This window comes from Paractinoplanes rhizophilus, assembly GCF_042664765.1.
Lineage (GTDB): Bacteria > Actinomycetota > Actinomycetes > Mycobacteriales > Micromonosporaceae > Actinoplanes > Actinoplanes rhizophilus.
The window spans coordinates 1-25,315 of sequence record NZ_JBHTBJ010000033.1; the positions used below are offsets into that span (position 1 = coordinate 1).

Sequence of the window (25,315 nt, forward strand, 5' to 3'; positions counted from 1 at the left end):
GTTTCGGTGGTCATAGCGGAGGGGAAACGCCCGGTCTCATTCCGAACCCGGAAGCTAAGCCCTCCAGCGCCGATGGTACTGCACTCGGGAGGGTGTGGGAGAGTAGGACACCGCCGGACTCAACGTGACAGACGAGGGCCACCCCGGACGGGGTCGGCCCTCGTCTGCGTTTGTGCCTCCAGGCCCTAGTAACTTTGAGTGTTGAGGCCAAGCCCGCGACGACAGGGCCGCCGTATCGGAAGGATTGATCCGTGACTACAGGACCGCACGACGGCGGCTCCAGCAACCGCGACGACGAGCGCCGGCCCAGCCGAGGCCGTGACGGCGAGTCGTCCCGCAGCGGACGATCCTCCGGCGACCGCGGCCGCGGCGGCTATCAGGGTGGCGGCGACCGCGGTGGTTACCGTGGCGGTGACCGGGACCATGGTGGCTATCAGGGTGGCGGCGACCGTGGTGGTTACCGTGGCGGCGATCGTGACCGTGGTGGCTATCAGGGTGGCGGCGACCGTGGTGGTTACCGTGGCGGCGATCGTGACCGTGGTGGCTATCAGGGTGGCGGGGACCGTGGTGGTTACCGTGGCGGCGATCGTGACCGTGGTGGTTACCGTGGCGGCGATCGTGACCGTGGTGGCTATCAGGGTGGCGGGGACCGTGGTGGTTACCGTGGCGGCGATCGTGACCGTGGTGGCTATCAGGGTGGCGGCGACCGTGGCGGGTATCGCGGCGGTGACCGTGACCGTGGTGGCTATCAGGGTGGCGGCGACCGCGGCGGGTTCCGCGGTGGCGACCGGCCCCAGGGTGACCGTGGCGGGTATCGCGGTGGCGACCGGCCGCAGGGCGACCGGGGCGGGTATCGCGGCGGCGATCGCGACCGTGGTGGCTATCAGGGTGGTGGCGACCGTGGTGGGTATCGCGGTGGCGGCGACCGTGGTGGGTATCGCGGTGGTGACCGGGACCGTGGTGGCTATCAGGGTGGCGGCGACCGCGGTGGGTTCCGTGGTGGCGACCGGCCGCAGGGTGGCGGTTACCGGGATCGGGAGCGGCCGCAGGGTGACCGTGGCGGGTTCCGTGGCGGCGACCGGGACCGTGGTGGTTACCAGGGCGGCGGCGACCGCGACCGGGGTGGCTTCCGTGGGGGTGACCGGCCGCAGGGCGGTGGCTACCGTGGCGGTGACCGGCCGCAGGGTGGCGGCTTCCGTGGGGGTGACCGGCCGCAGGGTGGCGGTTACCGGGATCGGGAGCGGCCGCAGGGCGACCGTGGCGGGTTCCGTGGCGGCGACCGGGACCGCGGTGGCTATCGCGGCGGTGGCGACCGGGGCGGCTTCCGTGGCGGCGACCGGGACCGTGGTGGTTACCAGGGTGGCGGCGACCGGGACCGTGGTGGCGTCCGGGACGACCGGGGCGGCTTCCGCGGCGGTGACCGGGACCGTGGTGGTTACCAGGGTGGCGGGGACCGCGACCGTGGTGGCTTCCGGGACCGGGACGACCGTGGCGGGTATCGCGGCGGGGACCGGGACCGCGGCGCCGTCCGGGACGACCGGGATGGCTTCCGGGACGACCGGGGTGGGTTCCGGGGGGAGCGGGACCAGGAGCGTCGTGGGTTCCGCAGCGACCAGGACCGGGGCGAGGAGAGTTCGGAGCAGGGCGCCGCGTTCAAGGCGCCGGAGATTCCCGAGGAGATCGTCGCCGCCGACCTCGACCAGGAGGTCCGGGCGGAGCTGTTGTCGCTCGCGCGGGACATCGCGGACAAGGTGGCGCGCCACCTCGTGGCGGCCGGCCAGATCATCGACGACGACTCCGAGCTCGCGCTGCAGCACGCGATCGCGGCCCGGAGGCTCGCGTCGCGGATCGCGGTGGTGCGGGAGGCGGTCGGGCTCGCGGCCTACGCGGCGGGGGACTGGACGACGGCCATCGCCGAGCTGCGCACCTATCACCGGATGACCGGGCGGCAGACGCATCTCGCCGAGATCGCCGACAGCGAACGGGCGCTGGGCCGGCCCGAGCGGGCGATCGACCTGTACCGCGGCGCCGACATGGAGTCCCTCGACAAGGCGGGAGCCATCGAGCTGCTGATCGTGGCGGCCGGCGCGCGCGGCGACCTCGGCCAGCACGAGGCGGCCGTGGCGATGCTGCAGGTGCGCGAGCTGACCCACGACGAGGACGCCGAATGGGCGGCCCGGCTGCGCTACGCGTATGCGGACGCGCTGCTCGCCGCGGGGCGTCGCGACGAGGCGCGCGAGTGGTTCAGCCGCGCCGCCGCCGTGGACGAGGACCAGCTCACCGACGCGACCGAGCGGCTGCTCGAGCTCGACGGCATCACCCTCGAGGACGACGAGGACGAGGAGGACGAAGAGGGCCTCCGCGACGCCGACGAGGACGACGCCCGGGCGGACGAGGAGCGCGCCGAGTCCGGCCTCGACGGAACCGACGACGTCGACGACGACGACGAGGATCTGGGCGACGACGAGGACCTGGACGACGAGGACCTGGACGACGACGACCTCGACGAGGACGACGACGTGGAGCTCGCGGCTCGCGGCGCCGGCCTGCCCGATGACGAGGACGACGAAGACGACGAAGACGACGAAGACCTCGGCGACGAGGACGACGTGCAGGCCACGGCTCGCGACGGCGGCGGCGCGCGCGACGACGAGAACGACGACGACTTCGACGAGGTGGAGGACGACCTCGCGGAGGGCGACGAGGAGGACGAGTCGATCGCGGCGTTCGAGGACGACGTCGAGGCGAAGGCCAAGGCCGACGCGGAGACGGCCGGTGACGTGGGCGTCGCGGACCAGGGCGACGACGGGGACGCTCCGGAGACGGCCGGTGACGTGGGCGCGGCGGACCAGGGCGACGACGGGGACGCCGCGGCGAAGGCGGACGGCGAGGGCGACGCCAAGGCCTAGGCGGACGAGCAGGAGCACGCCGGGCCGGTGGGTCCGGCGTGGGTTTCGGGCGAGCTAGCGAGGGGCGAAGCGCGTGGGCGACGGGCTGGCGGGCGGCTACGACCTGGTCATCTTTGACCTGGACGGGGTCGTGTACCTGATCGACAAGCCGATTCCGGGTGCCGCGGAGGCGGTTGAGCGGCTGCGTGGCGACGGGATCGCCGTGGCCTACGCGACGAACAACGCCTCGCGCCGGGCCGCGGATGTCGCGTCGCTGCTGACCGGGATGGGTGTGCCGGCCAAGCCGGAAGAGGTGCTCAACTCGGCGGGCGCGGCGGCGGCGGTGCTCGCGTCGCGGCTGCCGGCGGGCGCGCCGGTGCTGGTCGTCGGCGCCGAGGCGCTGGTGGCCGAGGTGCGTGAGGTGGGGCTGACGCCGGTGTCGACGTTCGAGGACGGGCCGGCCGCCGTCGTGCAGGGCTACGGGCCCGAGGTCGGCTGGCGCATCCTGGCCGAGGCGGCGCTCGCGGTGCGGTCCGGAGCGACCTGGGTGGCGACCAACACCGACCGGACGCTGCCCAGCCCGCGCGGGCCGCTGCCGGGCAACGGCTCGCTGGTCGCGGTGCTGCGCACGGCGCTCGACCGGGAGCCCGACCTGGTCGTGGGCAAGCCCGAGCCGGGGCTCTTCACCACCGCGGCGGAGCTCTCCGGCGCTCGGCGGCCGCTCGCTGTCGGCGACCGGCTCGACACCGACATCCAGGGCGCGGTCGGCGCCGGCATGGACAGCCTGCTGGTCCTGACCGGGGTGAGCGGCCCGGCCGAGCTGCTGGCGGCGCCGCCCGAGCGGCGACCGACCTTCGTCGCGGCCGACCTGAGCGGGCTGTTCCGCCCGGCCGAGGATCTGCGGCTGCCGCTGCGGCTCGACGCGGCCGGCGGCTGGCACCTGACCCGCACCGGCGACCGGGTGGCCCGCGACGGCGACGGCGACCGGGTGGCCCGCGACGGCGACGGCGACCGGGTGGCCCGCGACGGCGACCGGGTGGCCCGCGACGGCGACGGCGGCCGGGCGGCTCTCGACGGCGACGGCGACCCGATCACCGCGTTGCGGCTGCTCTGCGGCGCGACGTGGGACGGCGTCCCGGTCGACGCCCTGGAGGCGGTCTCGCCGGCCGCTGCCGCGCTCTTCGAGAACTGGGGTTTGTAGGCCGGGACAGCCCGGCGGCCGCGCGCGGAGGGTGCGTTGCACCCGGCGTGGCGCTGCGCCGGGGGCCTGGCTGCGCCCGTACGGAAAAGGTCTTTAGCTTTTGTGATTCTCGACAGCGACGTGGTTCGACGGTCGATGATCAGCGTATGTCTTCCGCGCTTTCACGGCTGCCCCGGGGCGCGCGGCTGTCCGACGCCTCGTGGATGGCCCGGCATCGGATCGTGCACGGACTGCTCTGGTCGCACGTTCCGGTCTTTCTGCTGCTCGGTGTTCTCGGGCCGCGCCCGGTCGCCGAAGGGATTCTGTTACCGCTCGGAATCGCGGCCGTCGCGGTGGCCACCTCGCTGGTGCCGAGCGTTTCCGCGAAGTCGACGCTCACCAGCGTCGGGCTGATCAGTTGCACGTTCGTCGCGATCGAGCTGGCCGGCGGCGCGATGACCGCGCACATTCACCTCTACGCGATTCTGATTTTCGTGGCGCTGTATCAGCAGTGGGCGCCGCTGATCTGCTCGGTCCTGGTCGTGGTGGTGCACCACGGAATTTTCGGGGTGATATCGCCGCAGCGCGTGTTCGGAATGGATTTGAGTACGGCCGGAGCGATCGGTCTGGTGGCGTTGCACGCGGGGCTGGCGGCCCTCGAGGTCACCGGAATCGTGGTTTTCTGGCATTTCGCGGAGCTGGCGGAAAGGGAGAACGAGGCGCTGGCCGAGCAGGCGGAACAGGCGCGGCGGGCGACGCAGGAGGCGGAGCAGATGGCGCGCGAGCAGGCCGCCGCCGATCTGCGGCAGCGCTCCGACGAGGCGGCCGGCCATGCGCGGCAGATCACCGAGTCGGTCGCGGCGATCGGCGCGGAGGCGCACGCGGCGATCCGGGCGGTCGGCGAGGTCGACCGGCAGCTCGGCGAGTTCACGGCGTCGGTGCGGGAGATCGCGGAACGTTCGGGGCAGGCGGCCCGGACGGCGTTCGATGGCAAGGAGGCCGCGTCGTCGGCCGGCGCGAAGGTGCGCCGGCTGGAGCGGTCGGTCAGCGAGATCGCGGACGTGAACGCGTTCATCGCGTCGCTCGCCGACCAGACGAACCTGCTGGCGCTCAACGCGACGATCGAGTCCGCGCGGGCCGGCGAGGTCGGCAAGGGGTTCGCGGTCGTGGCGAGCGAGGTCAAGGATCTGGCCCGGGAGACGGCGACCTCGGTCGGAAAGGTCAACGAGGTGATCACGGCGATCGTGGCGGAGACCGGCGACGTCGCGACCACGATCGCGACCACGACGGACGCGGTCGGCGACATCCACCAGGTGCAGATGATGATCGCGGCGGCGGTCGAGCAGCAGGCCGCCGTGCTGGCCGAGGTCACCGACCAGCTCTCGAAGGCGACCGTCGCCGCCGACCAGGTGCTGGCGGGCCTCGACACGCTGATCGACAGGTCCGATTCCCGCTCGTCGGGCTGACGCGTGGGCGATGCCTAAAGCAGCTTCCGCAGCTTGAGCAGGTCGAACGGGTTCGCCTTGATCGAGATTTGCCGGGACGCGACCGCGCGCGTCACGTCGAGCCGGCCGCCCAGCAGGGCGATCAGGTCGTCGCTGTTCGCGGTCAGCGCGATCTTGGCCTTCGGGTCGTCGCCGTCGGCGATGTCGACCAGGCGGCCGCCGCTGAGCCGGGCGTGGAACGCGGTGCTCAGATCGGGGACGCGGCACGCGAGCGTACGCTCGAAATCGAGCTTGCCCTGGGCCGCACCGTTCGACGCCAGCTTGGCGGCGAGACCCTCCAGAGCCGCGCGGCATTCGTCCACCGTGGCCATCCGACACCCCTTCAATGCGACACCGCTCGCAATTGCGCACCGTACCTCACGATCGCATGCGATCAGCCCGGTAGCGTGACACCCGACGTGAGCCCCGAGAGGAGCGGAACATGCCGGACGCATGGCGGGCGTATCTGGAGATGGCGCTCGGACTGACCGAGACACCGCGCAAGCGTGCCCAGAAGGCGGTGGGCGACCTGGTCAACCGCGGTGGCGCGACCGCGGCCCAGCTGCAGGGCCTGGTCGAGGACCTGTTGCAGGCCGGCATGGCCAACCGCGAGGCGCTGACCAACATCGTGCGGTTCGAGGTCGACCGGGCGCTGGGCGTGGTCGGGCTGGCCACGGCCGAGGAGGTCACCGAGCTGACCACCCGGGTGCGTGAGCTGGAGAAACAGCTCAAGGAGGCGCAGGAGCACGGGGTGCCGGACGCGAGCGTGCCGGAGGCCGAGATCGGCGGGACGCGGCTGGAGCGGCCGGCGCCGCTGCCGAAGAAGGTGGCGAAGAAGGCCGTGAAGGCCACGCCGAACGCGATGCCGACGGCGGGGACGACGCCGGGCGGGCCGGTGGGCAACGTGGGAGCCTCCGCGCCCGCCGCCGCCCCGGCGCCGGTCAAGAAGGTCGCGAAGAAGGCGCTGAAGAAGGCGGCGCCCGAGCCGCTGAGCACGCCGATCGCCGAGGCGCTTCCGCCGGCGGAGGCCGCCGCGCTCGCGGAGGTGGCCTCGCCCGAGCCGCCCGCCGCAGCCGCAGCGAATCCGGAGCCGCTCGCCGGTGAGCCGGCAAAGAAAGCGGTCGCGAAGAAAGCGGTCGCGAAAAAGGCGGCCGCGAAGAAGGCGCCCGTGAAGAAAAGCGCGCCCGTGAAGAAGGCGGCGCCGAGCACCGAGCCGGAGAATTAGTCCATGACTTTCCCGTACAAGCCCGGTGGTGGGTTCCGGCCGGTGCCGCCGCCTCAGCCGCCCCAGGAGTACGCCGAGCGGCAGGTCGTCGAGGAGACCGGGCACCCGGCCGTGGACGCCGCGCTGCGGTCGCTCGCCAACGCCGCCCACCTGGCGCCGGGCGAGCAGATCGCCGCGTACGAGGCCGCGCACCAGGTGCTCCAGGAGACCCTCTCGAGCATCGAGGGCTGAGCGGATGGCACGTCGTGCCCGGCTCGACGCCGAGCTGGTGCGCCGCAAGCTGGCCCGCTCCCGGGAGCAGGCCGCGCAGCTGGTCGAGGCCGGCCGGGTCCAGGTGCGCGGCACCGTGGCCCGCAAGGTCGCCGCGATGGTCGACCCGGCCGACCCGGTGCTGGTGACCGGGGCGGACCCGGCCACCGAGTACGTCTCGCGGGGCGGCCACAAGCTGGCCGGCGCGCTGGCCGCGTTCGCCGGGCTCGCCGTCGAGGGACGGCGCTGCCTGGACGCCGGCGCGTCCACCGGGGGCTTCACCGATGTGCTGCTGCGCGCCGGGGCGGCCCAGGTGGTGGCGGTCGACGTCGGGTACGGGCAGCTGGCCTGGCCGATCCGCACCGACGAGCGGGTGGTCGTCCTCGAGCGCACCAACGTGCGCACGCTGACGCCCGAGATCATCGGCGGCCCGGTCGACCTGACCGTCGCCGACCTCTCGTTCATCTCCCTGCGGCTCGTGCTGCCCGCGCTCGCCGCGTGCACCAGCGCCGACGGCGACCTCGCGCTGATGGTGAAGCCGCAGTTCGAGGTGGGCAAGGAGCGGGTGGGCGCCGGCGGCGTCGTGCGGGACTGGCGGCTGCGGGCCGAGGCCGTGCTCGACGTCACCGCGGCCGCCGCCGAGCTGGGACTGGGCGTGGCCGGGACCACCGCGAGCCCGCTGCCGGGGCCGAGCGGTAACGTCGAGTTCTTCGTCTGGTTCCGCCGCGACGCACCGCCGGCCGACCGCGCGCGGATCGAAGGGGTGGTCGCCGCGGGACCGTCCGGGGAGGTAGCTTCTGGCGCGCCGGAAAACCCGGGCAAGTCTTGATGGAGGATGGATGATGCGGTCGGCCCTGCTGGTCACCCACACCGGGCGGCGCCAGAGCACGCAGCACGCCACGGCCGTCGCGCGCGACCTGCTCGCGGCCGGCTTCGAGGTGCGCGTGGTGGCCGAGGAGGTCGCCGACCTCGACCTGCCGGCCGAGGTCACGTCCGTCAGCGGGCCTGAGGCGGCCGAGGGCGTCGAGATCGTGCTCGCGCTCGGCGGGGACGGCACGTTCCTGCGGGCCGCCGAGCTGGCCCGCCCGGCGAAGGCGCCGCTGCTCGGCATCAACCTCGGCAAGGTCGGCTTCCTGGCCGCGGCCGAGGTCAGCGACATCGACGCCGCGGTCAAGGAGGTCGTCGACGGCACGTACAAGGTGGACGAGCGGCTCACGCTGGACGTCCGGGCCGAGTACGGCGGCCGGGTGATCGCCGAGTCGTGGGCGCTCAACGAGGTGAGCGTCGAGAAGGGGCAGCGGGCGCAGATGCTCGAGCTGCTGGTCGACGTGGACGGCCGTCCCCTGGCCCGCTACGGCTGCGACGGCGTGGTGTGCGCGACCCCGACCGGATCCACCGCGTACGCGTTCTCGGCCGGCGGCCCGGTGGTGTGGCCCGAGGTCGAGGCCCTGCTGCTGGTGCCGATCAGCGCGCACGCCCTGTTCTCCAAGCCGCTGGTGACCGCGCCGACCTCGTCGTTCGTGGTGACGGTCGACCCGTACACGTCATTTGCGGTTCTTTGTTGCGACGGCCGCCGCACCTGGGATCTGCCGCCGGGCGCGCGCGTGACGGTGGAACGTGGCCAGTTGCCGGTGCGGCTGGTGCGGCTGGCGCCGAGACCGTTCACCGATGTCCTGGTGGCGAAGTTCGCCTTGCCGGTGGAGGGCTGGCGCGGTAATCGACGTTAATCACGGTTTTCTTCTGGGGTTTTCCGCCGCGGGTTGGCTCAGCTCGTGGGATACCGCGCTGGGCGATTGTCGGTGGGTGCCGTTACTGTCTGCCGTGTGCTGGAGGAGTTGCGGATCACCGGGCTCGGCGTCATCGACGACACGACGCTGAAGCTGACGTCGGGCATGAATGTCATCACCGGCGAGACCGGTGCCGGTAAGACGATGGTGGTGACCGGCCTCGGGCTGCTCTTCGGCGGCCGGGCCGACGCCGGGCGGGTGCGCGCCGACCCGGGCCGCGCGGTCGTCGAGGGCCGTCTGCGCCTGCACGGCGCGCTGGCCGACGCCGTGCAGACCCGCATCACCGACGCCGGCGCCGAGGTCGACGACGACGGCTCGGTCCTGCTCAGCCGCACCCTGTCGATCGAGGGCCGGTCGCGCGCCCACGTCGGCGGCCGCGGCATGCCGGTCTCGATGCTGGCCGACATCGGTGAGCAGGTCCTGGCCGTGCACGGCCAGTCCGACCAGCTGCGCCTGCTGCGCCCGGCCGAGCAGCGCGGCGCGCTCGACCGGTTCGCCGGCCCCGAGCACGAAAAGCTGCTGGAGACCTATCGCGAGGCGTTCGCCCGCTGGCGCGCGGTGGTCGACGACCTGGCCGACCGGCGGCGCAACGCCCGGGCCCGCTCGCAGGAGGCCGACCTGCTCAAGCTCGGCCTCGACGAGATCACCCGGGTCGACCCGCAGCCGGGCGAGGACGACGAGCTGCGCGCCGAGGTGCAGCGCCTCGAGCACGCCGAGGGCCTGCGGGTGGCCGCGGCCACCGCCGCCCAGGCGCTCGCGTCCGGCGTCGAGGCGGCCGACGACGCCCCCGACGCGACCCAGCTGCTCGGCCTGGCCCGGCGCACCCTCGAGGCGCAGGCCCCGGTCGACCAGTCGCTGTCCGATCTGGCCGCCCGGCTGGAGGAGGCGGCCACCCTGGTCGGCGACGTGGCGTCCGAGCTGTCGGCCTACCTGAGCTCGCTCGATGCCGACCCGGCCCGGCTCGAGCAGATCTACGAGCGGCGGGCCGCGCTGCGCGCGCTGACCCGCAAGTATGCGGACGACGTCGACGGCGTGATCGCCTGGGCCGAGAACGCCCGCACCCGGCTGGCCGCGCTGGACAGCTCCGACGAGCTGCTCGACGAGCTCGACAAGGAACGGCAGCGGCTCGCGGCCCAGGTGGGCGAGCTGGCCGAGCGGCTGACCGCGGCCCGGGTCGAGGCGGCCGGCCGGTTCTCCGAGGCGGTCAGCGTGGAGCTGACCGGCCTGGCCATGCCGCACGCCCGGGTCGAGGTCGCGGTGGTCGCCCGGGCGCCCGGCCGGGACGAGCCGACGGTCTCCGCCGCGGGCGCCGAGCTCGCCGTCGGGCCGGACGGCGCCGACGAGGTCGAGCTGCGGCTGCTGGCCCACCCGGGCGCGCCGTCGCTGCCGCTGCAGAAGGGCGCGTCCGGCGGCGAGCTGTCCCGGGTGATGCTCGCGATCGAGGTGGTCTTCGCCGGCGCGGGCGGGCCGCCGACCCTGGTCTTCGACGAGGTCGACGCGGGCGTGGGCGGCACCGCGGCGGTCGAGATCGGCAAGCGGCTGGCCCGGCTCGCCCGCACCCACCAGGTCCTCGTCGTCACCCACCTGCCGCAGGTGGCCGCGTTCGCCGACCGGCATCTGGTGGTCGCCAAGGACACCGGCGGCGCGATCACCACCAGCGGGGTGCGGATCGTGGAGGAGACCGAGCGGGCCCGCGAGCTCGCCCGCATGCTGGCCGGGTTGCCCGACTCCGACCTGGGCATCGCGCACGCGGAGGAGCTGCTGGCGGTGGCCGCCCGGGAAAAGAGGGGCTGATCAGGCGGCGCGCGCGTGACATGATGGCGGGAGGGCTCTAGCGGGGCGTTATGCCCTATTTGTGGGTGAGATCGCGCATGTCGCGTGCCAGGCGTGTGATCCGGCATGTCAGGATGGCCGGGATGCGACTTCCCACCTTGCGCCGTGCCCGCAGCCTCGACCCCGAGGCCGTCACGGGCACCGCGCGCCTCGATCGCCGCACCAAGCGGCTCACCGGCCGGCTGCGCCCGGGCGACATCGCCGTGATCGACCACGTCGACATCGACCGGGTCGCCGCCGACGCGCTGGTCGCGGCCGGGGTGGCCGCCGTGCTCAACGCCAAGCCGTCGATCTCGGGCCGCTATCCCAACCTCGGCCCCGAGGTGCTGATCAAGAACGGCGTGCTGCTCGTCGACGACCTCGGCGAGGAGGTGTTCGAGCGGCTGCACGAGGGCGACCTGATCACCATCGACAACGACACCGTGCTGCTGGCCGGCGAGCCGGTCGCGAGCGGGGTCCGGCAGGACACCGACACCGTCTCGGCCGCGATGGCCGACGCGCGCGAGGGCCTGTCCGTGCAGCTCGAGGCGTTCGCGGCGAACACGATGGACTACCTCAAGCAGGAACGCGACCTGCTGCTCGACGGCGTCGGCGTGCCCGAGGTGCAGACCCGCATCGCCGGCCGGCACGTGCTGATCGTGGTGCGCGGCTACGACTACAAGGACGACCTGGACGTCCTGCGGCCGTACATCCACGAGTACAAGCCGGTGCTGATCGGCGTCGACGGCGGCGCCGACGCGCTGGTCGAGAACGGCTACACCCCCGACATGATCATCGGGGACATGGACTCGGTCACCGACGACGTGCTGCGCTGCGGCGCCGAGGTGGTCGTGCACGCGTACCCGGACGGCCGGGCCCCCGGCCTCGAGCGGGTCGCCAAGCTCGACGTGCCGGCGCTGACCTTCCCGGCCGCCGCCACCAGCGAAGACCTCGCCATGCTGCTCGCCGACGACAAGGGCGCCACGCTCATCGTCGCGGTCGGCACGCACGCCAACCTGGTCGAGTTCCTCGACAAGGGCCGCGGCGGCATGGCGTCGACGTTCCTCACCCGGTTGAAGGTGGGCGGCAAGCTGGTCGACGCCAAGGGGGTGAGCCGGCTCTACCGGCAGAACATCTCCGGATCGGCGCTGCTGCTGCTCGTGCTGGCGGCGGTCGCCGCGATGGCCTCGGCGGTGGCGGTCTCCACGATCGGCAAGGCGTACCTCACCGTGGTTTCCGAGTGGTGGGACAATCTCGTCTTCCAGCTCGGCCACCTCTTCTAAGACTCTCCGAGGCGTTGTTGTGATCAATTTCCGGTACCACGTGGTGTCGCTCACCGCGGTCTTCCTGGCCCTGGCCATCGGCCTGGTCGTGGGCACCGCCGCGCTCAACGGGCCGGTGGCCGACAGCCTCAAGAACCAGATCAGCGCGCTGAACAAGGACAACAGCAACAAGCGCGACCAGATCAACCAGTACCGCGAGGAGCTGAACCGCAGTCAGGACTTCGCCACCGAGATCGCCCCGTCGTACCTGAACAACGAGCTCGCCGGGCGCAAGATCCTCGTGGTGGCGCTGCCGAACACTTCCGAGTTCGCGGACGGCGTGATCGGCATGCTCAAGGTGGCGGGGGCCACGGTCACCGCGAAGGTCACGGTCCAGGACAAATTCTTCGACCCCGCCAACACGTACGAGTTGCTCGACCTCGCCGGGCAGTCGTCGCAGCCGACGATCCAGATGGAGGGGCTTCCCCTCAACAGCGACGGTGTCGAGACGGCCAGCGCCCAGCTCGCGCTCGGCCTGCTCCAGCGCGCCGGTGCGGTGCAGGCCAGCGCCGACGACGTGGCCGCGCTGCTGACGGCGTACACGAAACAGAGCTACATCACGGTCGACGACAAGGCCACAGGTGGCGCGGAGGGTGCGGTCTTCATCTCGGGCGAGCCGCCGACCGACAAGGACGCGGCCAAGAAGAACCAGGCGGCGCTGATGATGGTGAGCCAGTTCGCCACCAAGCCGGTCGTGGTGGCGGGCGTCGGCGTGGGCGACGGCAACGTGATCTCGGCGGTGCGCGGCGACCCCAAGCTGGTCCAGGAGATCTCCACGGTGGACAACGCGAGCACGGTGCAGGGACAGGTCGCGACGGCGATGGTCACCAGCGAGCGGCTGGTGCAGAACAAGGTCGGCCAGTACGGCCTCGGCGGCTCCTCGCTGGTGCCGAAGGCCGCGTCCTAGCGGCCGGTCTCTACACTTCGTCGCCATGGCCCTTCTCAGGTCGTTCGGCGCCGGCGCGTCCGTGGCCCGTGCCGCGCTCGGCTGGATCCGGCGTGACCCCACCTACGTGGCGGTGCTCGAGCGGACGAACTTTCACGGTCGCACGGTCTCGCTGGCCGGCGGCCCGGCGCTCGCGCTCGGCGCCACCGTCGGCGCGACGGCAGGCGCGCCCTCGCCACGCGTCGCCGCGGCGGCGCTGACGGCCGGCGTGGTGTCCGGTTCCGTCGGCCTCTACGACGACATCGCCGGCAACCAGCCCGCGCAGAAGGCCGCCAAGGGCTTCGCCGGGCACCTGGGCGCGTTGCGCGAGGGCCGGGTGACCAGCGGCCTGGTCAAGATCGCCGGAGTGGGTGCGGCCGGCCTGATCGCCTCGTCCTTGATCGGCAGCAAACGAACTAGCCTCCTAGGACGGACCACGGACGTGGTGCTGGGGGCCGGGGTGATCGCGGGGATGGCGAACTTCGTCAACCTGCTCGACCTGCGGCCGGGGCGGGCGATCAAGGCCGGCTTCGCGATCGGCGTGCCGGTCGGCGGGGGAGTGGCCGCCGGGACGCTGGGCGCGGCGACCGCCCTGCTGCCCGAGGACCTGGGCGAAGAGATCATGCTCGGCGACGCGGGGGCCAATGCGATGGGCGCGCTGCTCGGGGTGGCGCTCACGTCCCGTACGGGAATGGGTGGTCGGTTTGTGGCTCTCGCGGCCCTGGCCGCGTTGACCGCCGCGAGCGAGAAGGTCAGCTACACCAAGGTCATCCAGGACACGCCGTGGCTGCGGAAGGTCGACGAGCTGGGCCGCCGGCCGGCGTGACGGCCACGACCGCGCGAAAGATCGCCGGCGCCGCGGCGCTCATCACGGTCCTCACGGTGGCCGCCCGGATCGCCGGCTTCGCCCGCACCTTCGTCTTCCTGCACACCGTCGGCAAGCACAACCTGGCCGACATCTACAACGCCGCCAACACCATCCCGAACATCGTCTTCGAGCTGGTCGCCGGGGGCGCGCTGGCCAGCCTCGTGGTGCCGCTGCTGGCCGGGCACGTCGCCACCGGCGACAAGGAGCGGGTCAACGCCGTCGCGTCCGCGCTGCTCACCTGGGTGCTGATGCTGCTCGTGCCGCTCGCGCTGCTGGTCGGCCTGCTCGCCGGCCCGATCGCCGGCCTGCTGCCCGGTGTGCCCGCGAGCCACCAGGCGACCGCCGAGAGCATGCTGCACGTGTTCGCCCCGCAGTTGCCGCTGTACGGCATCGGGATCGTGCTCACCGGCGTGCTGCAGGCCCACCACCGGTTCGCCTGGCCGGTGATCGCGCCGCTGCTGTCCAGCGTGACGGTGATGGTCGCGTACCTCAGCTACGCCGTGATCGACGGCGCCGAGAGCGACTTCGCCGGGCTGACCCGCACCGGCGAGCTGACCCTCTCGATCGGCACCACGCTCGGCGTCGTCGTGCTCGCGCTCTGCCTGGTCATCCCGCTGCGCAAGCTGCGCCTGCGGCTGCGGCCGGCGCTGCGCTTCCCGGGCGGCGAGGGCCGGCAAGCAGCCCGGCTCGGCTGGGCCGGCGCGGTCACCGTCGGATCCCAGCAGCTGATCACCATCGTCGCGATCGCGCTGCTGGCCGAGCGCGGGCTCACCCTCTACACCACCGCGCAGACCGTGTTCCTGCTGCCCTGGGCCGTCCTCGCGGTGCCGCTGGCCACCGCGGTCTACCCGCCGCTGTCCGCGGCCGCGGCCGGCGGCGACGAGACGGCGTACGCGAAATCGCTCTCCGCCAGCGCCCGGACCGTGATCCTCGCCGCCGGGCTCGGCGCCGCGGCCCTGGCCGCGCTCGCCGGACCGGCCGCCCGCCTGATGAACGCCGGGTCGGCCGCCGCCGGAATCGCCGGCTTCGCGCCCGGACTGTTCGGCTACGCACTGTTCGCCCTGCTCTCCCGCGCCCTCTACGCCCGCGGCGCGACCCGGGCCGCGGCCGCCTCCACCGCCGCCGGCTGGATCGTCGCGACCGGCGTCGCGCTCGCCTTCGCCGGGCTGTCCGACCGGTGGCAGGTGCCCGCGCTCGGGCTCGCCAACGCGGCCGGCATGACGGTGATCGGGGTACTGCTCGTGCTGGCCGTCCGCCGCCACGCCGGCCCTTCGGCCCTGGCCGGGCTGGGCCGCTCCACCGTCGTCGGTATCGTTGCCGCGGGGACGGCCGCGGCCGCCGGGTATGGCGTGGTGACCGGTATCGGACACTGGGGCGGCACGGGCCCCGCGGTCGTCGGCAGCCTGGTGCAGGGCATGCTGGGCGGGCTCGCCGTGCTGGTGGTGTTCGCCGGGGTGGCTTTTGCCCTCGATCGCCGTTCGTTTGCCGTGCTCGCGGCCCGGCTGCGGCGGGTCAAAGCCTAGGAAGGGGAGACGTGGACGACGGATGGCGCGGCTCGGTGGCGCTCGTGCTCGCCTCGAGCACCGGCGGCGTCGGGCAGCACGTCGCCTCGCTGGCCCGGGGCCTTGCCGCGGCCGGATGTGCGGTGCTGGTCTGCGGGCCGGCCGCGACCGACGACCTGTTCGGCTTCTCTTCGTCTTCTCCAGAAGTGACTTTCGTCGCCGTGGAGATCCCCGCCAACCCGGGCGCGTCCGACGCCGGCGTGGTCCGCAAGCTGCGCGGCATCCTCTCCTCCCGCCCGATCGACGTGGTGCACGCGCACGGGCTGCGCGCCGGCCTGGTCGCGGGCCTGGCCCGCGGCGGCGCCCCGCTCGTCGTCACCTGGCACAACTCGGTGCTGGCCAAGGGCCTGCGCGGGCAGGCGTCGGCGCTGGCCGAGCGGATCGTCGCGCGCAGCGCCACGCTCACCCTCGGCGCCTCCGACGACCTGGTGGCCCGGGCCAAGGCGCTCGGCGCGCGCCACGCCCGGCTCGGCGCGGTCGCCGCACCCACTCTGACGCCGCCCAAGCGCAGCCGCGCCGCCGTACGCGCGGAGTTTCGCCTTCCGCCCGGCGCGCCGCTGATCCTCTCGGTCGGCCGGCTGCACCCGCAGAAGCGCTACGACCTGCTGATCGACGCGTCCGCCCGGTGGCGCGAGCTCACCCCCACCCCGGTCGTGGTGGTGGCCGGCTCCGGGCCCAGCTACATGTCGCTGGCCCAGCAGTCGTCCGAGCGGCACGCGCCGTTCCACCTGCTCGGCCGCCGCGCCGACGTGCCCGACCTGCTCGCCGGCGCCGACCTCGCGGTCGTCACCAGCGACTGGGAGGCGCGGCAGCTGTTCGCCCAGGAGGCGCTGACCGCCGGCACGCCGCTGATCGCCACGGCCGTGGGCGGGGTGCCCGGGCTGGTCGGCGACGCGGCGCTGCTGATCCCGCCCGGCGACGTCGACGCGCTCGACGAAGCCGTCCGGCGGATGCTGGCCGACGCCGATCTGCGGGCCGAGTACGCCCGGCGCGGGCCGGCCCAGGCCGCGACGTGGCCGTCCGAGCAGGACACCGTGGCCGCCGTCCGGGAGGCGTACGCCGAGGTCACGGCGCCGGCATGAGGCGCGTCTGGGTTCCGTACGTGCTGGTGCTGCTCGCGGTGGCGGCCAGCCTCGGCGGCCTGGCCGTGCGCCCGGCCACCGGCGCGCCGCAGAGCACGGTCGACTACGTGATCGTCGCGGGCGCGGCCGGGCTGCGCTGGGACGACCTCGACCCGCATCGCACGCCGGCGCTGTGGCAGGAGGCGAGCCGGGGCTCGATCGGCTGGCTGTCGGTGCGCTCGGCGCGGCGGGTCACCTGCCCCGCCGACGGCTGGGTCACGCTCGGCGCCGGCAACTACGCGGCGTACCCGCGGGTGGCCGGAGCCGGCGGCTGCGAGACGCCGAAACCCGATCTCGACCAGCCCGACGCGATCGGCGCGAACATCGTCAACCAGCGCAACATCGTGCGCGACAACCAGGACGGGTTGCCGTACGGCGCGGTGCCGGGCGCGCTCGCCGAATCGGTGCGCTGCACGGTCGCGGTCGGACCGGGCGCGGCCATCGCGGCGGCCCGCCCGTTCGGCCGGGTCGACAAGTACCGGGCCGAGCTGCCGCCGGACCCCGCCAACCTGCTGTCGGACTGCGTGCTCAGCGTCGTCGACCTCGGCACCGTCACCGGCTCCGGCCGCTCCCGCGCGGCGCTGGTCGAGCGGGCCGACGCGCTGCTGGCGCGGGTCGTCGCCGCCCGGCCCGCCCGGTCGCTGGTGCTGGTCGCCGGCGTCTCCGACACCGACCGCTCGTCCCGGCTGCACGTGGCGATCGCCGAGGGGGAGGGCTGGAACGGCGGCTGGCTCACCTCGGCCGGCACCGGCCGCGACGGCTACCTGCAGCTGATCGACCTGGCGCCGACGATCCTCACCGCGCTGGGCAAGGGGTCGCCCGAGAAGCTCATCGCCGGGCGGTCGGCCACGGTCGTGCCCGGCAAGCCCGGCGACGTCGCCGACGCCGTGCAGGGCGACCACGACGCCGACCGGCGGGCAAGCGCCCAGCGCGGCGTCGCCACGATCTTCTTCACCGTGCTGGCGATCCTGCAGCTCGTGTTGTTCGCGCTGCTCGTGCCGGTGATGGTGCGGGCCCGGCGGCACAGCGGGCCCAAGGGCCCGGCGCTGCCCGCGCCCCGGGTGGTCGCGGCGGTCGAGCTCGCGCTGATCGCCGCCGCGCTGGCCATCCCGGCCGCGCTGCTCGCCGACGCCTCGCCGTGGTGGCGCTCCGCGCACCCGGCCTGGGTCTTCGGGATCGTCACCGGGGCGCTGATCGTCGCCGGCACCGCCGCGATCCGGCTGGGCCCCCGCTACAAGCGCACCCTGTGGCCGATGGGAGCGGCCGCGGCGTTCGGGGCGGTGGTGGTCGGCCTCGACCTGCTCACCGGCGCCCAGCTCCAGCTCAACGGGGTGGCGGGATATTCGGCGGTCAACGGCGCCCGGTACGCAGGGGTCGGCGGCGTCGGCCTCGGCGTGTTCGTGACCGGCCTGCTCGTGCTGGCCGGCTGCCTCGCCCACGGGGTGCGCAAGCCGTTCCGCCCGCTGGTCGTGGTGGTGCTCGGCGGCCTCGGCGTGGTCATGGTCGGCAGCCCGTACCTCGGCGCCGACCCGATCGGCGCGATCGCGGTGACCGCGGGCGTCTGCGTGGCCGCGGCGCTGAGCACCGGCGGCTGGCTGACGTTCCCGCGGTTCGCCTGGTCGGCGCTCGCCGGGCTGGCGGTGACCATCGGGTTCGCGGCGGTCGACCTGCGCCGCCCGGCGCTCGAGCGGGGCAGCCTCGGCCGGTTCCTCACCGAGCTGGCCAGCGGCAGCGCCGGGCCGGCCCTGCAGCGGGTCGCCGCCGCGAACGGCGAAGCGCTGCTGAGCAGCCCGCTGACCGTGCTCGCGGTGGTCGGCGCGGTGATGATCGCGTTCTGCCAGTTCTCGCCGTGGGGCGGGCTCAATCGCCTGTTCGGACTGCACCCGGGGATCCGGGCGGCGTTCGCGGGCACCACCGTGGCCACGCTGATCGCCGGGGTGCTGGGCGGATCGGCGCTGACCGTCGCGGGCGCGGCCGCCGCGGCCCTGGTGCCGACCGCGGTGCTCACCGTGCTGCGGGTGCTCCTGCACGCCGCCGACCGCACCCGGCCGGAGGGCGAAACGGACGGCCCGGGCGGCCCGTTGCTGCGCCGGCCCGCGCTGACACGCGTCACGACCAGCCCAAAGACGCGCCCGCCGGGGTAGGTGTTACGGTGGACTCCCGTGGATGGGGCTGTCGAAGCCCCGGTCTGCATGTCCGACCACAGACAACCCACGGGAGCGGGCGTTGGCTTCATCAGTGCGCGACACGCGGCACATCTTCGTCACCGGGGGCGTCGCCTCCTCGCTGGGCAAGGGCCTCACCGCCTCGAGCCTCGGCAATCTTCTGACCGCGCGCGGACTGCGGGTCGTCATGCAGAAACTCGACCCCTATCTCAACGTCGATCCCGGCACGATGAACCCGTTCCAGCACGGCGAGGTCTTCGTCACCGAGGACGGCGCCGAGACCGACCTCGACGTCGGTCACTACGAGCGGTTCCTCGACCGGGCGCTGTCCGGCAAGGCGAACGTGACGACCGGGCAGGTCTACTCGGCGGTCATCGCGCGCGAGCGGCGCGGCGAATACCTGGGCGACACCGTGCAGGTCATCCCGCACATCACCAACGAGATCAAGAGCCGGATCTTCGCGATGGCCGACCCGGACGAGTCCGGCCGGGTGCCCGACGTCGTGATCACCGAGGTCGGCGGCACGGTCGGCGACATGGAGTCGCTGCCGTTCCTCGAAGCGATCCGCCAGGTGCGCCACGAGGTCGGCCGTGACCACGTCTTCTACCTGCACGTCTCGCTGGTGCCGTACCTGGCGCCGTCGGGCGAGCTCAAGACCAAGCCGACGCAGCACTCGGTGGCGGCGCTGCGCAACATCGGCATCCAGCCGGACGCGCTGATCTGCCGCAGCGACCGGGAGATCCCCGAGAAGCTCAAGCACAAGCTGGCCCTGTACTGCGACGTCGACCGCGAGGCGGTCATCGCGTGCCCGGACGCGCCGAGCATCTACGACATCCCCAAGGTGCTGCACCGCGAGGGCCTGGACGCGTACGTGGTGCGCCGGCTGGGCCTGTCGTTCCGCGACGTCGACTGGGCGACCTGGGACGACCTGCTGCACCGGGTGCACCATCCGAAGCGGACCATCACGATCGCGCTGGTCGGCAAGTACGTGGACCTGCCGGACGCGTACCTGTCGGTGAGCGAGGCGATCCGGGCGGCCGGCTTCGCGAACAATGTCAAGATCCAGATCCGCTGGGTGCCGAGCGACGACTGCGAGACGAACGCCGGCGCCGCCACCGCCCTGAAGGGCGTCGACGGCATCGTGATCCCGGGCGGGTTCGGCGTGCGCGGCATCGAGGGCAAGGTCAACACCTCGAGGTACGCCCGGGAGCACCAGATCCCGATCCTCGGGCTCTGCCTGGGCCTGCAGTGCATGACGATCGACGCGGCGCGCAACATGGCCGGGCTGGCCGGGGCCAACTCGCTGGAGTTCGACGACCGGGCGCCGTACCCGGTGATCTCCACGATGGCCGACCAGGAGGACATCGTGGCCGGCAAGGGCGACCTGGGCGGCACGATGCGGCTCGGCGCGTACCCGGCGGTGCTGGCCGCCGGTTCCGTCGTGTCCGAGGTCTACGGCGGCGCTTCGGAGATCTCCGAGCGGCACCGGCACCGGTACGAGGTCAACAACGACTACCGGGAGAAGCTGTCCCAGGCCGGGCTGGTCTTCTCGGGCACCTCGCCGGACGGCCGGCTGGTCGAGTTCATCGAGCTGGACCGGGCGACCCACCCGTATTTCGTGGCGACCCAGGCGCACCCCGAGCTCAAGTCGCGGCCGACCCGCCCGCACCCGCTCTTCGACGGCCTGGTCCAGGCGGCGGTCGAGTACGCGAAGGCGGACGAGCTGCCGGTCGCGGTGGACCAGCCGTGACGGCCTTCGCCCACTCCGTTGTCGCGCGGGTCGAGCGGTATGCCGGCCCGATCTTCACGGTTCACACCGACACGGTCACCATGTCCGGTGGCGGGACGGCGAACCGTGACGTCGTTGGCGCGAAGAGCGCGGTCGGCGTGGTCGCGATCGACGACGTCGATCGCGTGGTGCTGATCAAGCAGTATCGGCACGCGGTCGGCGGGTACCTGTGGGAGCTGCCGGCCGGGCTGCGCGACGTGCGCGGGGAAGACCTGGTCACCGGGGCGGCGCGGGAGCTGGCCGAGGAGGCGGACCTGCACGCGGGGCGCTTCGACCTGCTGATCGACCTGCACACGTCGCCCGGCTTCACCGACGAGAAGATCCGCATCTTCCTGGCGCGCGACCTCTCCGAGGTGCCGTCGCCGGACCGGCACGTGCGCACCGACGAGGAGGCCGACCTGGAGGTCATCCGGGTCGACCTGGACGAGGCGGTGGCCATGGTCTTCCGCGGGGAGGTCACCAACGCGGCGGCGGTCGGGGGGATTCTCGCCGCCGCGCGGGCCCGGGATGAGGGCTGGGCCACGCTGCGGCCGGTGGAGACGCCGGAGCCCTGAACCGCTGTCCCCTGTGGACCCGGCTCCCCGGCCTTCGTCGCGGGCTGCGGAGCCGGTCCGAAATGGACTAAGGTCGCGCCATGACGCAGCCATCGCGGTCTCGGGACGAGATTCTCGCTTCGCGGTCTCGGGACGAGATTCTCGCCGAGCTGGACACCAGCACGCCGCACTCGGCGCGGGTCTGGAACTACTGGCTCGGCGGCAAGGACAACTTCGCCGTCGATCGGCAGGTCGGCGAGCAGGTCATGCAGATGCTTCCCAGCATCGTCGAGCAGGCCCGGGCCGACCGGGCGTTCCTCGGCCGGGCCGTCAGCCACCTCGCGGGGGAGCGGGGGGTCCGGCAGTTCCTCGACATCGGCACCGGCCTGCCGACCGCCGACAACACGCACGAGGTCGCCCAGCGGGTGGCCCCGTCCTCGCGGATCACCTACGTCGACAACGACCCGCTGGTGCTGGTGCACGCCCGCGCGCTGCTGACCAGCGCCCCCGAGGGCGTCACCGACTATGTCCAGGCCGACTTGGAGGATCCGGAGACGATCCTGCGCGAGGCGGCCCGCACGCTCGACTTCGGCCGGCCGATCGCGCTGATACTGATGGGCGTGCTCCATCACGTCGCCGACACCGCCGAGGCGTGCGCGGTGGTCGACCGGCTGAAGGGCGCCCTGGCGCCGGGCAGCTACCTGGTGATCAACCATGCCACCAACGCGGTTTACGGCGAGGCCAGCGACGAGGGTGTGCGCCACTGGAACCAGTTCGGCAAGCCGAAGATCACGCTGCGCTCGCCGGACGAGATCGCCCGCTTCTTCGCCGGCTGGACGATCCTCGAGCCCGGCGTGGTGTCCTGCGCACGGTGGCGGCCCGGCACCATCGACGAGACCAGCGCCGAGGTCGACGAGTTCGGCGGCGTGGCCGTGCTGGGCGACCCTCGGTAATCGTCGCCCAGATGGTATGGATCTTCGGCGTGGAGGTCCGGTCGCGTCCCGGCCTGACCACCTGACCTTGGCCCGACCTGACTTGCGGGAGCTTTGCTCTGCTTCCTCTCAGTAAGCACGGGCATGCCGGTTGGCCCCGGCCGCAGGTTGACGGCCTGATTGCCAGGCGTCGAGGCTTCGGGTAGCTCGCCAGTGCGTCCCCGGAGTAACTCGCCAATGCTTCCCCGCTGTAAGCAGAGCAAAGTCTGTCCGCGCCCCTTCGAGGCGTCCATTTACGGGTCAGGCTCAGGGATCCAAGAGCCGACCGCGCCCGCCTGGCCATAGAACCGACCTCCACGACCCAATGGTCGCGACCTTCGGCCGCCCGCCGGTGCGGTCAGGGCGCGGCGTGCCGCCGTGCGTAGTGGTCGTGGAGCAGGTCGCCGCCCCAGTCGTCGCGCAGGTGCCGCCAGACGGAATGGGCGTGGTTGGCGCCGTCCTGGGTGTTGTCGTACTCGATGAGGAATTCGGGCGCCCGGACGCAGTAGTAGTGACCCTCGCCGGGCGCGGTCGGGCCCGCCCAGGCGAACCGGATCCGCTCCAGGCCGGCGTTCTCGGCGTCGCGCCAGCAGGCCAACGCGTACGCCGCCGGGGCGCGGCCGAGATATCGCCGGACCAGCTGGCCGAGCAGATCCTGCTGCTCCGGGCGCAGCTCGCCCCAGCCGATGCCGGTGGGCAGCACGTCCGGGTCGGCCACCGGATCGGCCCGGGTGAGGATGTCATCCGGCGCGCGGGCGGAGCTGATGCCGAGCGCCCGCTGCCCCGGGTCGAGCCCGGCGGCCAGCCGCCGGGCCAGGTCTTCCTCGGCGCCGAGGATCCGGCGGCCGGACGGCACGGTGGCCGGCTCCGAGCCGATGAAATGCGGCGTCAGCGTGGTGCGGTCCGGCCCGACCATCACGTGTACGGCCAGGTGGTGGCCGTTGATGCGCCAGCCCCACGGCCGGTCGCCGTCCGGGTCGCCGAGCACCCGCAGCCAGTAGCGGTCGCCGTCCGGCGGCGAGCCGGTCACCAGTTCCCGCCGGATCCGCTCGACCTCGATGGCGCCCACGGCGAGGTCGCCGCCCTCCGGCGAGTGCGCCGAGCGGAGCAGCTCCACCGCCAGGGCGTGCTGGGCGCCGGAGAGATGCTCCATCGGCAGCCCGGGCCGCTCACCCGGCAGGTAGGTCCAGCTCCGCAGCCCCGGGTCGGCGAGGTCGCCCCGAACGAGGTCGCGCTGCCGGCCGTCCAGGCTCGCAAGGAGCGCACGCGCACATCGTCGGGCGTCACTGGCGACTGTCGTCATGACCCGACCCTAACCGCCCGCCCCTTGGCGCGTCCGCACGGTCGCTCGGACTTTCATCCCGCCTTTCATGCCGCGTCATGCCCTCTCATGACACCCTCATGCCGCTCATGGTCGCCTCATGCCGCTTCATGCCGCTGAGGGGCGAGCAGATCCGCGAGAACCCTGCGGACGTCGGCCGGGTGCAGGTTCAGCGCTTCGAACTGATCCGCGGTCGCCCACAGGAGCTCATAGCTGTTGTCCGGACCGTTCTCCGCTGCCTCCGGCCCGGACAGCACGGGCACACCCTCGACATCGGCCATGAGGAAATAGAACGCGGGACGGCCGTTGTGCCGTCCCGCCCACAGTTGCCGGTCGATCGTGGCCCGCAGCCCGGTCTCCTCGGCGAGTTCGCGCACCGCCGCCACCTCGGCGGTCTCGCCGTCCTCGACATGACCCCCGGGAAGCACCGCGTAGCGATGACCGGGACAGCCCGGTCCCGCCCAGCCCCGGTCTTCGCACATGACGCAGACGGCCGAGGACTCCTGCCGGAGGAACCGTTTGATCAGCAACACACGAGATCCTTCGGTCACGATCGCGACCGCCCGGGGCACCTTCACCCGCTGAAGTATGCCGACCCGGAGGCAGCCGTGTGTGAACTGCCAGGTGTGTTGTCCGGGCAGGCGACCAGGCCCAGCCGCAGCCGCGGGTGCCCGCGGACAATTCGAACGCGCAGCGATCCGCTTGTGACGGGGGCATCGCCGACCCACAACGCAGGCAGATCGTCGGACCCCTCGAGTCCGCCAAACGCGCCGGACCAGAACGCCGACAACAACCGGATGTCGGCCAGGGCGCTCCCCCATGTCGTGCGGCTTCCCACCGGGGCCTGCGGCGTCGTCTCCGCCACGCACCGACAAATGGCCGACCCTTTCCCGAATCCAGTTGCGGCATGTTCTCGCCGGGACACGCCGGACCGGCGCCGCCGCGACAACCGCCTCTTCGAGCGCCGACTCGGACCCAGTGTTCCGGCCAACAGCCCCGACACTGTGCCCAGGCTGGCATTCCGCCGCGCCCACCGTCGCGACCCGTTCCGCGACGGCGGTCTCCGGCTCGGTCTGCTCCGGCAGCGTCTGCTCCGGCATGCTGGGCGTCGACTCTGGCGGAGCTGCCGGCCGGCTGTGGGTCTGCTCAGACGCTCCGGACGCGGACGCTGCTGCGCTGCGATCGTGCCACCCGGCCGTCAATTCCTCGTCGCTCGGCATGTGGCCGTAAATCGAGCGCAGCTTCCGCGCGTGACGTTGTGTCATTCCCCAAACGCGATGCCGCTGATGCTCCCGGCGGAATTCCTCGGCCTCGGCGGAATAGTTGCGACGCTTGGTCGTGTCGCGCATCGTCGCCAATTGCGCCGTGGTGAACAACTGCAGCTGCCGCATGAACCATTTTCCCGCAGACCGACCTGCCCCGCCATTTCTCGATCATCCCAGCGGGCAAATTATTTTCGCGGCATCCGAAGACGCCGCGGCATTCCTCTAATCGGTGAACAAACAGACAGAGCACGCGTTGTCATGCCGCCATGAGCGAGTCGGCTCAGCCGACTCTGATTGCAGCGGAGAACGCGACTGCCGGTCTGCTCGATCGAAGTAGGCGCCCAAGAGCGATTACCATGATCCGATTCCTTTCCGGTCGCTCGGCTTCGACGTGTCGGAACGCGAGACGCCCGTTGGTTTCAGTAGGCCGACGTGCCACCGTGCGACCCATGGTTGTCGATCTCGTGAACACCGTGGCAGGGCTGTTAGGTCTGGCGTTGACGGCGCTCACCCTGTCGCGTGTCCGTGCGGTACGCCGGGCTCAGCGCGACGAACGCGCATTGGCCCGCGCCCTTTACGGCACCGAGCCAGCGGCCATCCGGATCCGCGCGGCGGCCGGTTATCTCGCCCGCAGCCGGGACCTCCGACTTCCTGATCGAGGTCGCGTCTGGAGCGCGGCGCGCTATCGACATCCTGATGTACCGGCCGGTCACGGTGGCCCCTGGACCGGTCCTGGCCGCATTTCAGCGCGCGGCGCAACGCGGCGTCGAGATCCGGATGCTGGCCCTCTCCGTCGACGCCTCCGATGAGGTTGCGGCCTTTGCCCCCGATGAATGCAGGCCGGGAGG

21 protein-coding genes and 1 rRNA gene are annotated in these 25,315 nt (G+C 72.8%); 18 read left to right on the forward strand and 4 right to left on the reverse strand.

Annotated elements, in window-relative coordinates; genetic code table 11:
• The first annotated feature begins 2 nt into the window (after positions 1–2).
• Positions 3–119 (forward strand): 5S ribosomal RNA (gene rrf, locus ACFQS1_RS31035).
• A 66-nt stretch (positions 120–185) separates the two neighbouring features.
• On the opposite strand, the gene ACFQS1_RS31040 is transcribed toward rrf, so the two are convergent.
• Entirely contained in the window at positions 186–1,817 is a 1,632-nt protein-coding gene (locus ACFQS1_RS31040) for a hypothetical protein (RefSeq protein ID WP_378975278.1), read from the reverse strand.
• Between ACFQS1_RS31040 and ACFQS1_RS31045 the strand changes: the two genes are divergently transcribed.
• From ACFQS1_RS31045 to ACFQS1_RS31055, 3 genes are all read left to right on the forward strand, one after another.
• A complete protein-coding gene (locus ACFQS1_RS31045; RefSeq protein WP_378975280.1) occupies positions 1,752–2,909 on the forward strand; it encodes a hypothetical protein in 1,158 nt (385 codons plus the stop codon). The genes ACFQS1_RS31040 and ACFQS1_RS31045 overlap by 66 nt on opposite strands.
• A gap of 73 nt (positions 2,910–2,982) precedes the next feature.
• Entirely contained in the window at positions 2,983–4,089 is a 1,107-nt protein-coding gene (locus tag ACFQS1_RS31050) for an HAD-IIA family hydrolase (protein WP_378975282.1), read from the forward strand.
• 146 nt (positions 4,090–4,235) lie between these two features.
• Positions 4,236–5,534, forward strand: coding sequence for a methyl-accepting chemotaxis protein (locus tag ACFQS1_RS31055; protein ID WP_378975284.1), 1,299 nt, complete (start codon positions 4,236–4,238; stop codon positions 5,532–5,534).
• A gap of 14 nt (positions 5,535–5,548) precedes the next feature.
• On the opposite strand, the gene ACFQS1_RS31060 is transcribed toward ACFQS1_RS31055, so the two are convergent.
• On the reverse strand, positions 5,549–5,884 hold the full coding sequence (locus ACFQS1_RS31060) for an alkyl sulfatase C-terminal domain-containing protein (protein WP_378975286.1): 336 nt from the start codon (positions 5,882–5,884) through the stop codon (positions 5,549–5,551).
• Positions 5,885–5,994: 110 nt separating this feature from the next.
• Between ACFQS1_RS31060 and ACFQS1_RS31065 the strand changes: the two genes are divergently transcribed.
• From ACFQS1_RS31065 to ACFQS1_RS31130, 14 genes are all read left to right on the forward strand, one after another.
• Positions 5,995–6,777, forward strand: a complete 783-nt coding sequence (locus tag ACFQS1_RS31065) for a phasin family protein (protein WP_378975288.1) — start codon at positions 5,995–5,997, stop codon at positions 6,775–6,777.
• 3 nt (positions 6,778–6,780) lie between these two features.
• On the forward strand, positions 6,781–7,008 hold the full coding sequence (locus ACFQS1_RS31070; protein ID WP_378975290.1) for a hypothetical protein: 228 nt from the start codon (positions 6,781–6,783) through the stop codon (positions 7,006–7,008).
• Between the two features lie 4 nt (positions 7,009–7,012).
• The gene (locus tag ACFQS1_RS31075) at positions 7,013–7,855 is read left to right on the forward strand and encodes a TlyA family RNA methyltransferase (protein ID WP_378975292.1); all 843 of its coding nucleotides are present in this window, start codon (positions 7,013–7,015) and stop codon (positions 7,853–7,855) included.
• A gap of 10 nt (positions 7,856–7,865) precedes the next feature.
• Complete coding sequence (locus ACFQS1_RS31080; protein ID WP_378975294.1) at positions 7,866–8,753, forward strand: NAD kinase; 888 nt, start codon at positions 7,866–7,868, stop codon at positions 8,751–8,753.
• Positions 8,754–8,849: 96 nt separating this feature from the next.
• Positions 8,850–10,607, forward strand: coding sequence for a DNA repair protein RecN (gene recN / locus ACFQS1_RS31085; protein WP_378975296.1), 1,758 nt, complete (start codon positions 8,850–8,852; stop codon positions 10,605–10,607).
• A 122-nt stretch (positions 10,608–10,729) separates the two neighbouring features.
• Positions 10,730–11,908, forward strand: a complete 1,179-nt coding sequence (gene steA, locus ACFQS1_RS31090) for a putative cytokinetic ring protein SteA (protein ID WP_378975298.1) — start codon at positions 10,730–10,732, stop codon at positions 11,906–11,908.
• Positions 11,909–11,927: 19 nt separating this feature from the next.
• Positions 11,928–12,854: a copper transporter gene (locus ACFQS1_RS31095; RefSeq protein WP_378975300.1), complete on the forward strand. Its 927-nt coding sequence runs from the start codon at positions 11,928–11,930 to the stop codon at positions 12,852–12,854.
• Positions 12,855–12,879: 25 nt separating this feature from the next.
• Positions 12,880–13,698, forward strand: coding sequence for a hypothetical protein (locus tag ACFQS1_RS31100; RefSeq protein ID WP_378975302.1), 819 nt, complete (start codon positions 12,880–12,882; stop codon positions 13,696–13,698).
• Positions 13,695–15,263 (forward strand): murein biosynthesis integral membrane protein MurJ, encoded by a 1,569-nt coding sequence (gene murJ, locus ACFQS1_RS31105; RefSeq protein WP_378975304.1) that lies wholly within the window; start codon positions 13,695–13,697, stop codon positions 15,261–15,263. The genes ACFQS1_RS31100 and murJ overlap by 4 nt, the downstream gene beginning before the upstream one ends.
• 11 nt (positions 15,264–15,274) lie before the next feature.
• Positions 15,275–16,384: a glycosyltransferase family 4 protein gene (locus ACFQS1_RS31110; RefSeq protein ID WP_378975306.1), complete on the forward strand. Its 1,110-nt coding sequence runs from the start codon at positions 15,275–15,277 to the stop codon at positions 16,382–16,384.
• The gene (locus ACFQS1_RS31115) at positions 16,381–18,567 is read left to right on the forward strand and encodes a hypothetical protein (RefSeq protein ID WP_378975308.1); all 2,187 of its coding nucleotides are present in this window, start codon (positions 16,381–16,383) and stop codon (positions 18,565–18,567) included. The genes ACFQS1_RS31110 and ACFQS1_RS31115 overlap by 4 nt, the downstream gene beginning before the upstream one ends.
• A gap of 82 nt (positions 18,568–18,649) precedes the next feature.
• On the forward strand, positions 18,650–20,338 hold the full coding sequence (locus ACFQS1_RS31120) for a CTP synthase (protein ID WP_378975310.1): 1,689 nt from the start codon (positions 18,650–18,652) through the stop codon (positions 20,336–20,338).
• On the forward strand, positions 20,335–20,931 hold the full coding sequence (locus ACFQS1_RS31125) for an NUDIX domain-containing protein (protein WP_378975312.1): 597 nt from the start codon (positions 20,335–20,337) through the stop codon (positions 20,929–20,931). Before ACFQS1_RS31120 ends, ACFQS1_RS31125 begins: the two co-directional genes overlap by 4 nt.
• Before the next feature lie 80 nt (positions 20,932–21,011).
• On the forward strand, positions 21,012–21,863 hold the full coding sequence (locus ACFQS1_RS31130; protein WP_378975314.1) for an SAM-dependent methyltransferase: 852 nt from the start codon (positions 21,012–21,014) through the stop codon (positions 21,861–21,863).
• 376 nt (positions 21,864–22,239) lie between these two features.
• On the opposite strand, the gene ACFQS1_RS31135 is transcribed toward ACFQS1_RS31130, so the two are convergent.
• Both ACFQS1_RS31135 and ACFQS1_RS40700 read right to left on the reverse strand, forming a co-directional pair.
• Positions 22,240–23,184 carry a DUF3500 domain-containing protein gene (locus ACFQS1_RS31135; RefSeq protein ID WP_378975316.1) on the reverse strand — a complete coding sequence of 315 codons (945 nt, stop codon included), beginning with the start codon at positions 23,182–23,184 and terminating at the stop codon, positions 22,240–22,242.
• Between the two features lie 116 nt (positions 23,185–23,300).
• Positions 23,301–24,593 carry an NUDIX hydrolase gene (locus ACFQS1_RS40700; protein ID WP_465263225.1) on the reverse strand — a complete coding sequence of 431 codons (1,293 nt, stop codon included), beginning with the start codon at positions 24,591–24,593 and terminating at the stop codon, positions 23,301–23,303.
• Positions 24,594–25,315: the final 722 nt, after the last annotated feature.

Excerpts from the sequence above, each read along its gene's own strand:
- steA (WP_378975298.1), top strand. The coding sequence starts at position 10,730 with ATGCGACTTCCCACCTTGCGCCGTGCCCGCAGCCTCGACCCCGAGGCC.
- ACFQS1_RS31080 (WP_378975294.1), top strand. The coding sequence starts at position 7,866 with ATGATGCGGTCGGCCCTGCTGGTCACCCACACCGGGCGGCGCCAGAGC.
- ACFQS1_RS31135 (WP_378975316.1), bottom strand. The coding sequence starts at position 23,184 with ATGACGACAGTCGCCAGTGACGCCCGACGATGTGCGCGTGCGCTCCTT.
- ACFQS1_RS31075 (WP_378975292.1), top strand. The coding sequence starts at position 7,013 with ATGGCACGTCGTGCCCGGCTCGACGCCGAGCTGGTGCGCCGCAAGCTG.
- ACFQS1_RS31055 (WP_378975284.1), top strand. The coding sequence starts at position 4,236 with ATGTCTTCCGCGCTTTCACGGCTGCCCCGGGGCGCGCGGCTGTCCGAC.
- ACFQS1_RS31070 (WP_378975290.1), top strand. The coding sequence starts at position 6,781 with ATGACTTTCCCGTACAAGCCCGGTGGTGGGTTCCGGCCGGTGCCGCCG.
- ACFQS1_RS31130 (WP_378975314.1), top strand. The coding sequence starts at position 21,012 with ATGACGCAGCCATCGCGGTCTCGGGACGAGATTCTCGCTTCGCGGTCT.
- ACFQS1_RS31065 (WP_378975288.1), top strand. The coding sequence starts at position 5,995 with ATGCCGGACGCATGGCGGGCGTATCTGGAGATGGCGCTCGGACTGACC.
- ACFQS1_RS40700 (WP_465263225.1), bottom strand. The coding sequence starts at position 24,593 with ATGCGGCAGCTGCAGTTGTTCACCACGGCGCAATTGGCGACGATGCGC.
- ACFQS1_RS31115 (WP_378975308.1), top strand. The coding sequence starts at position 16,381 with ATGAGGCGCGTCTGGGTTCCGTACGTGCTGGTGCTGCTCGCGGTGGCG.
- ACFQS1_RS31060 (WP_378975286.1), bottom strand. The coding sequence starts at position 5,884 with ATGGCCACGGTGGACGAATGCCGCGCGGCTCTGGAGGGTCTCGCCGCC.
- ACFQS1_RS31100 (WP_378975302.1), top strand. The coding sequence starts at position 12,880 with ATGGCCCTTCTCAGGTCGTTCGGCGCCGGCGCGTCCGTGGCCCGTGCC.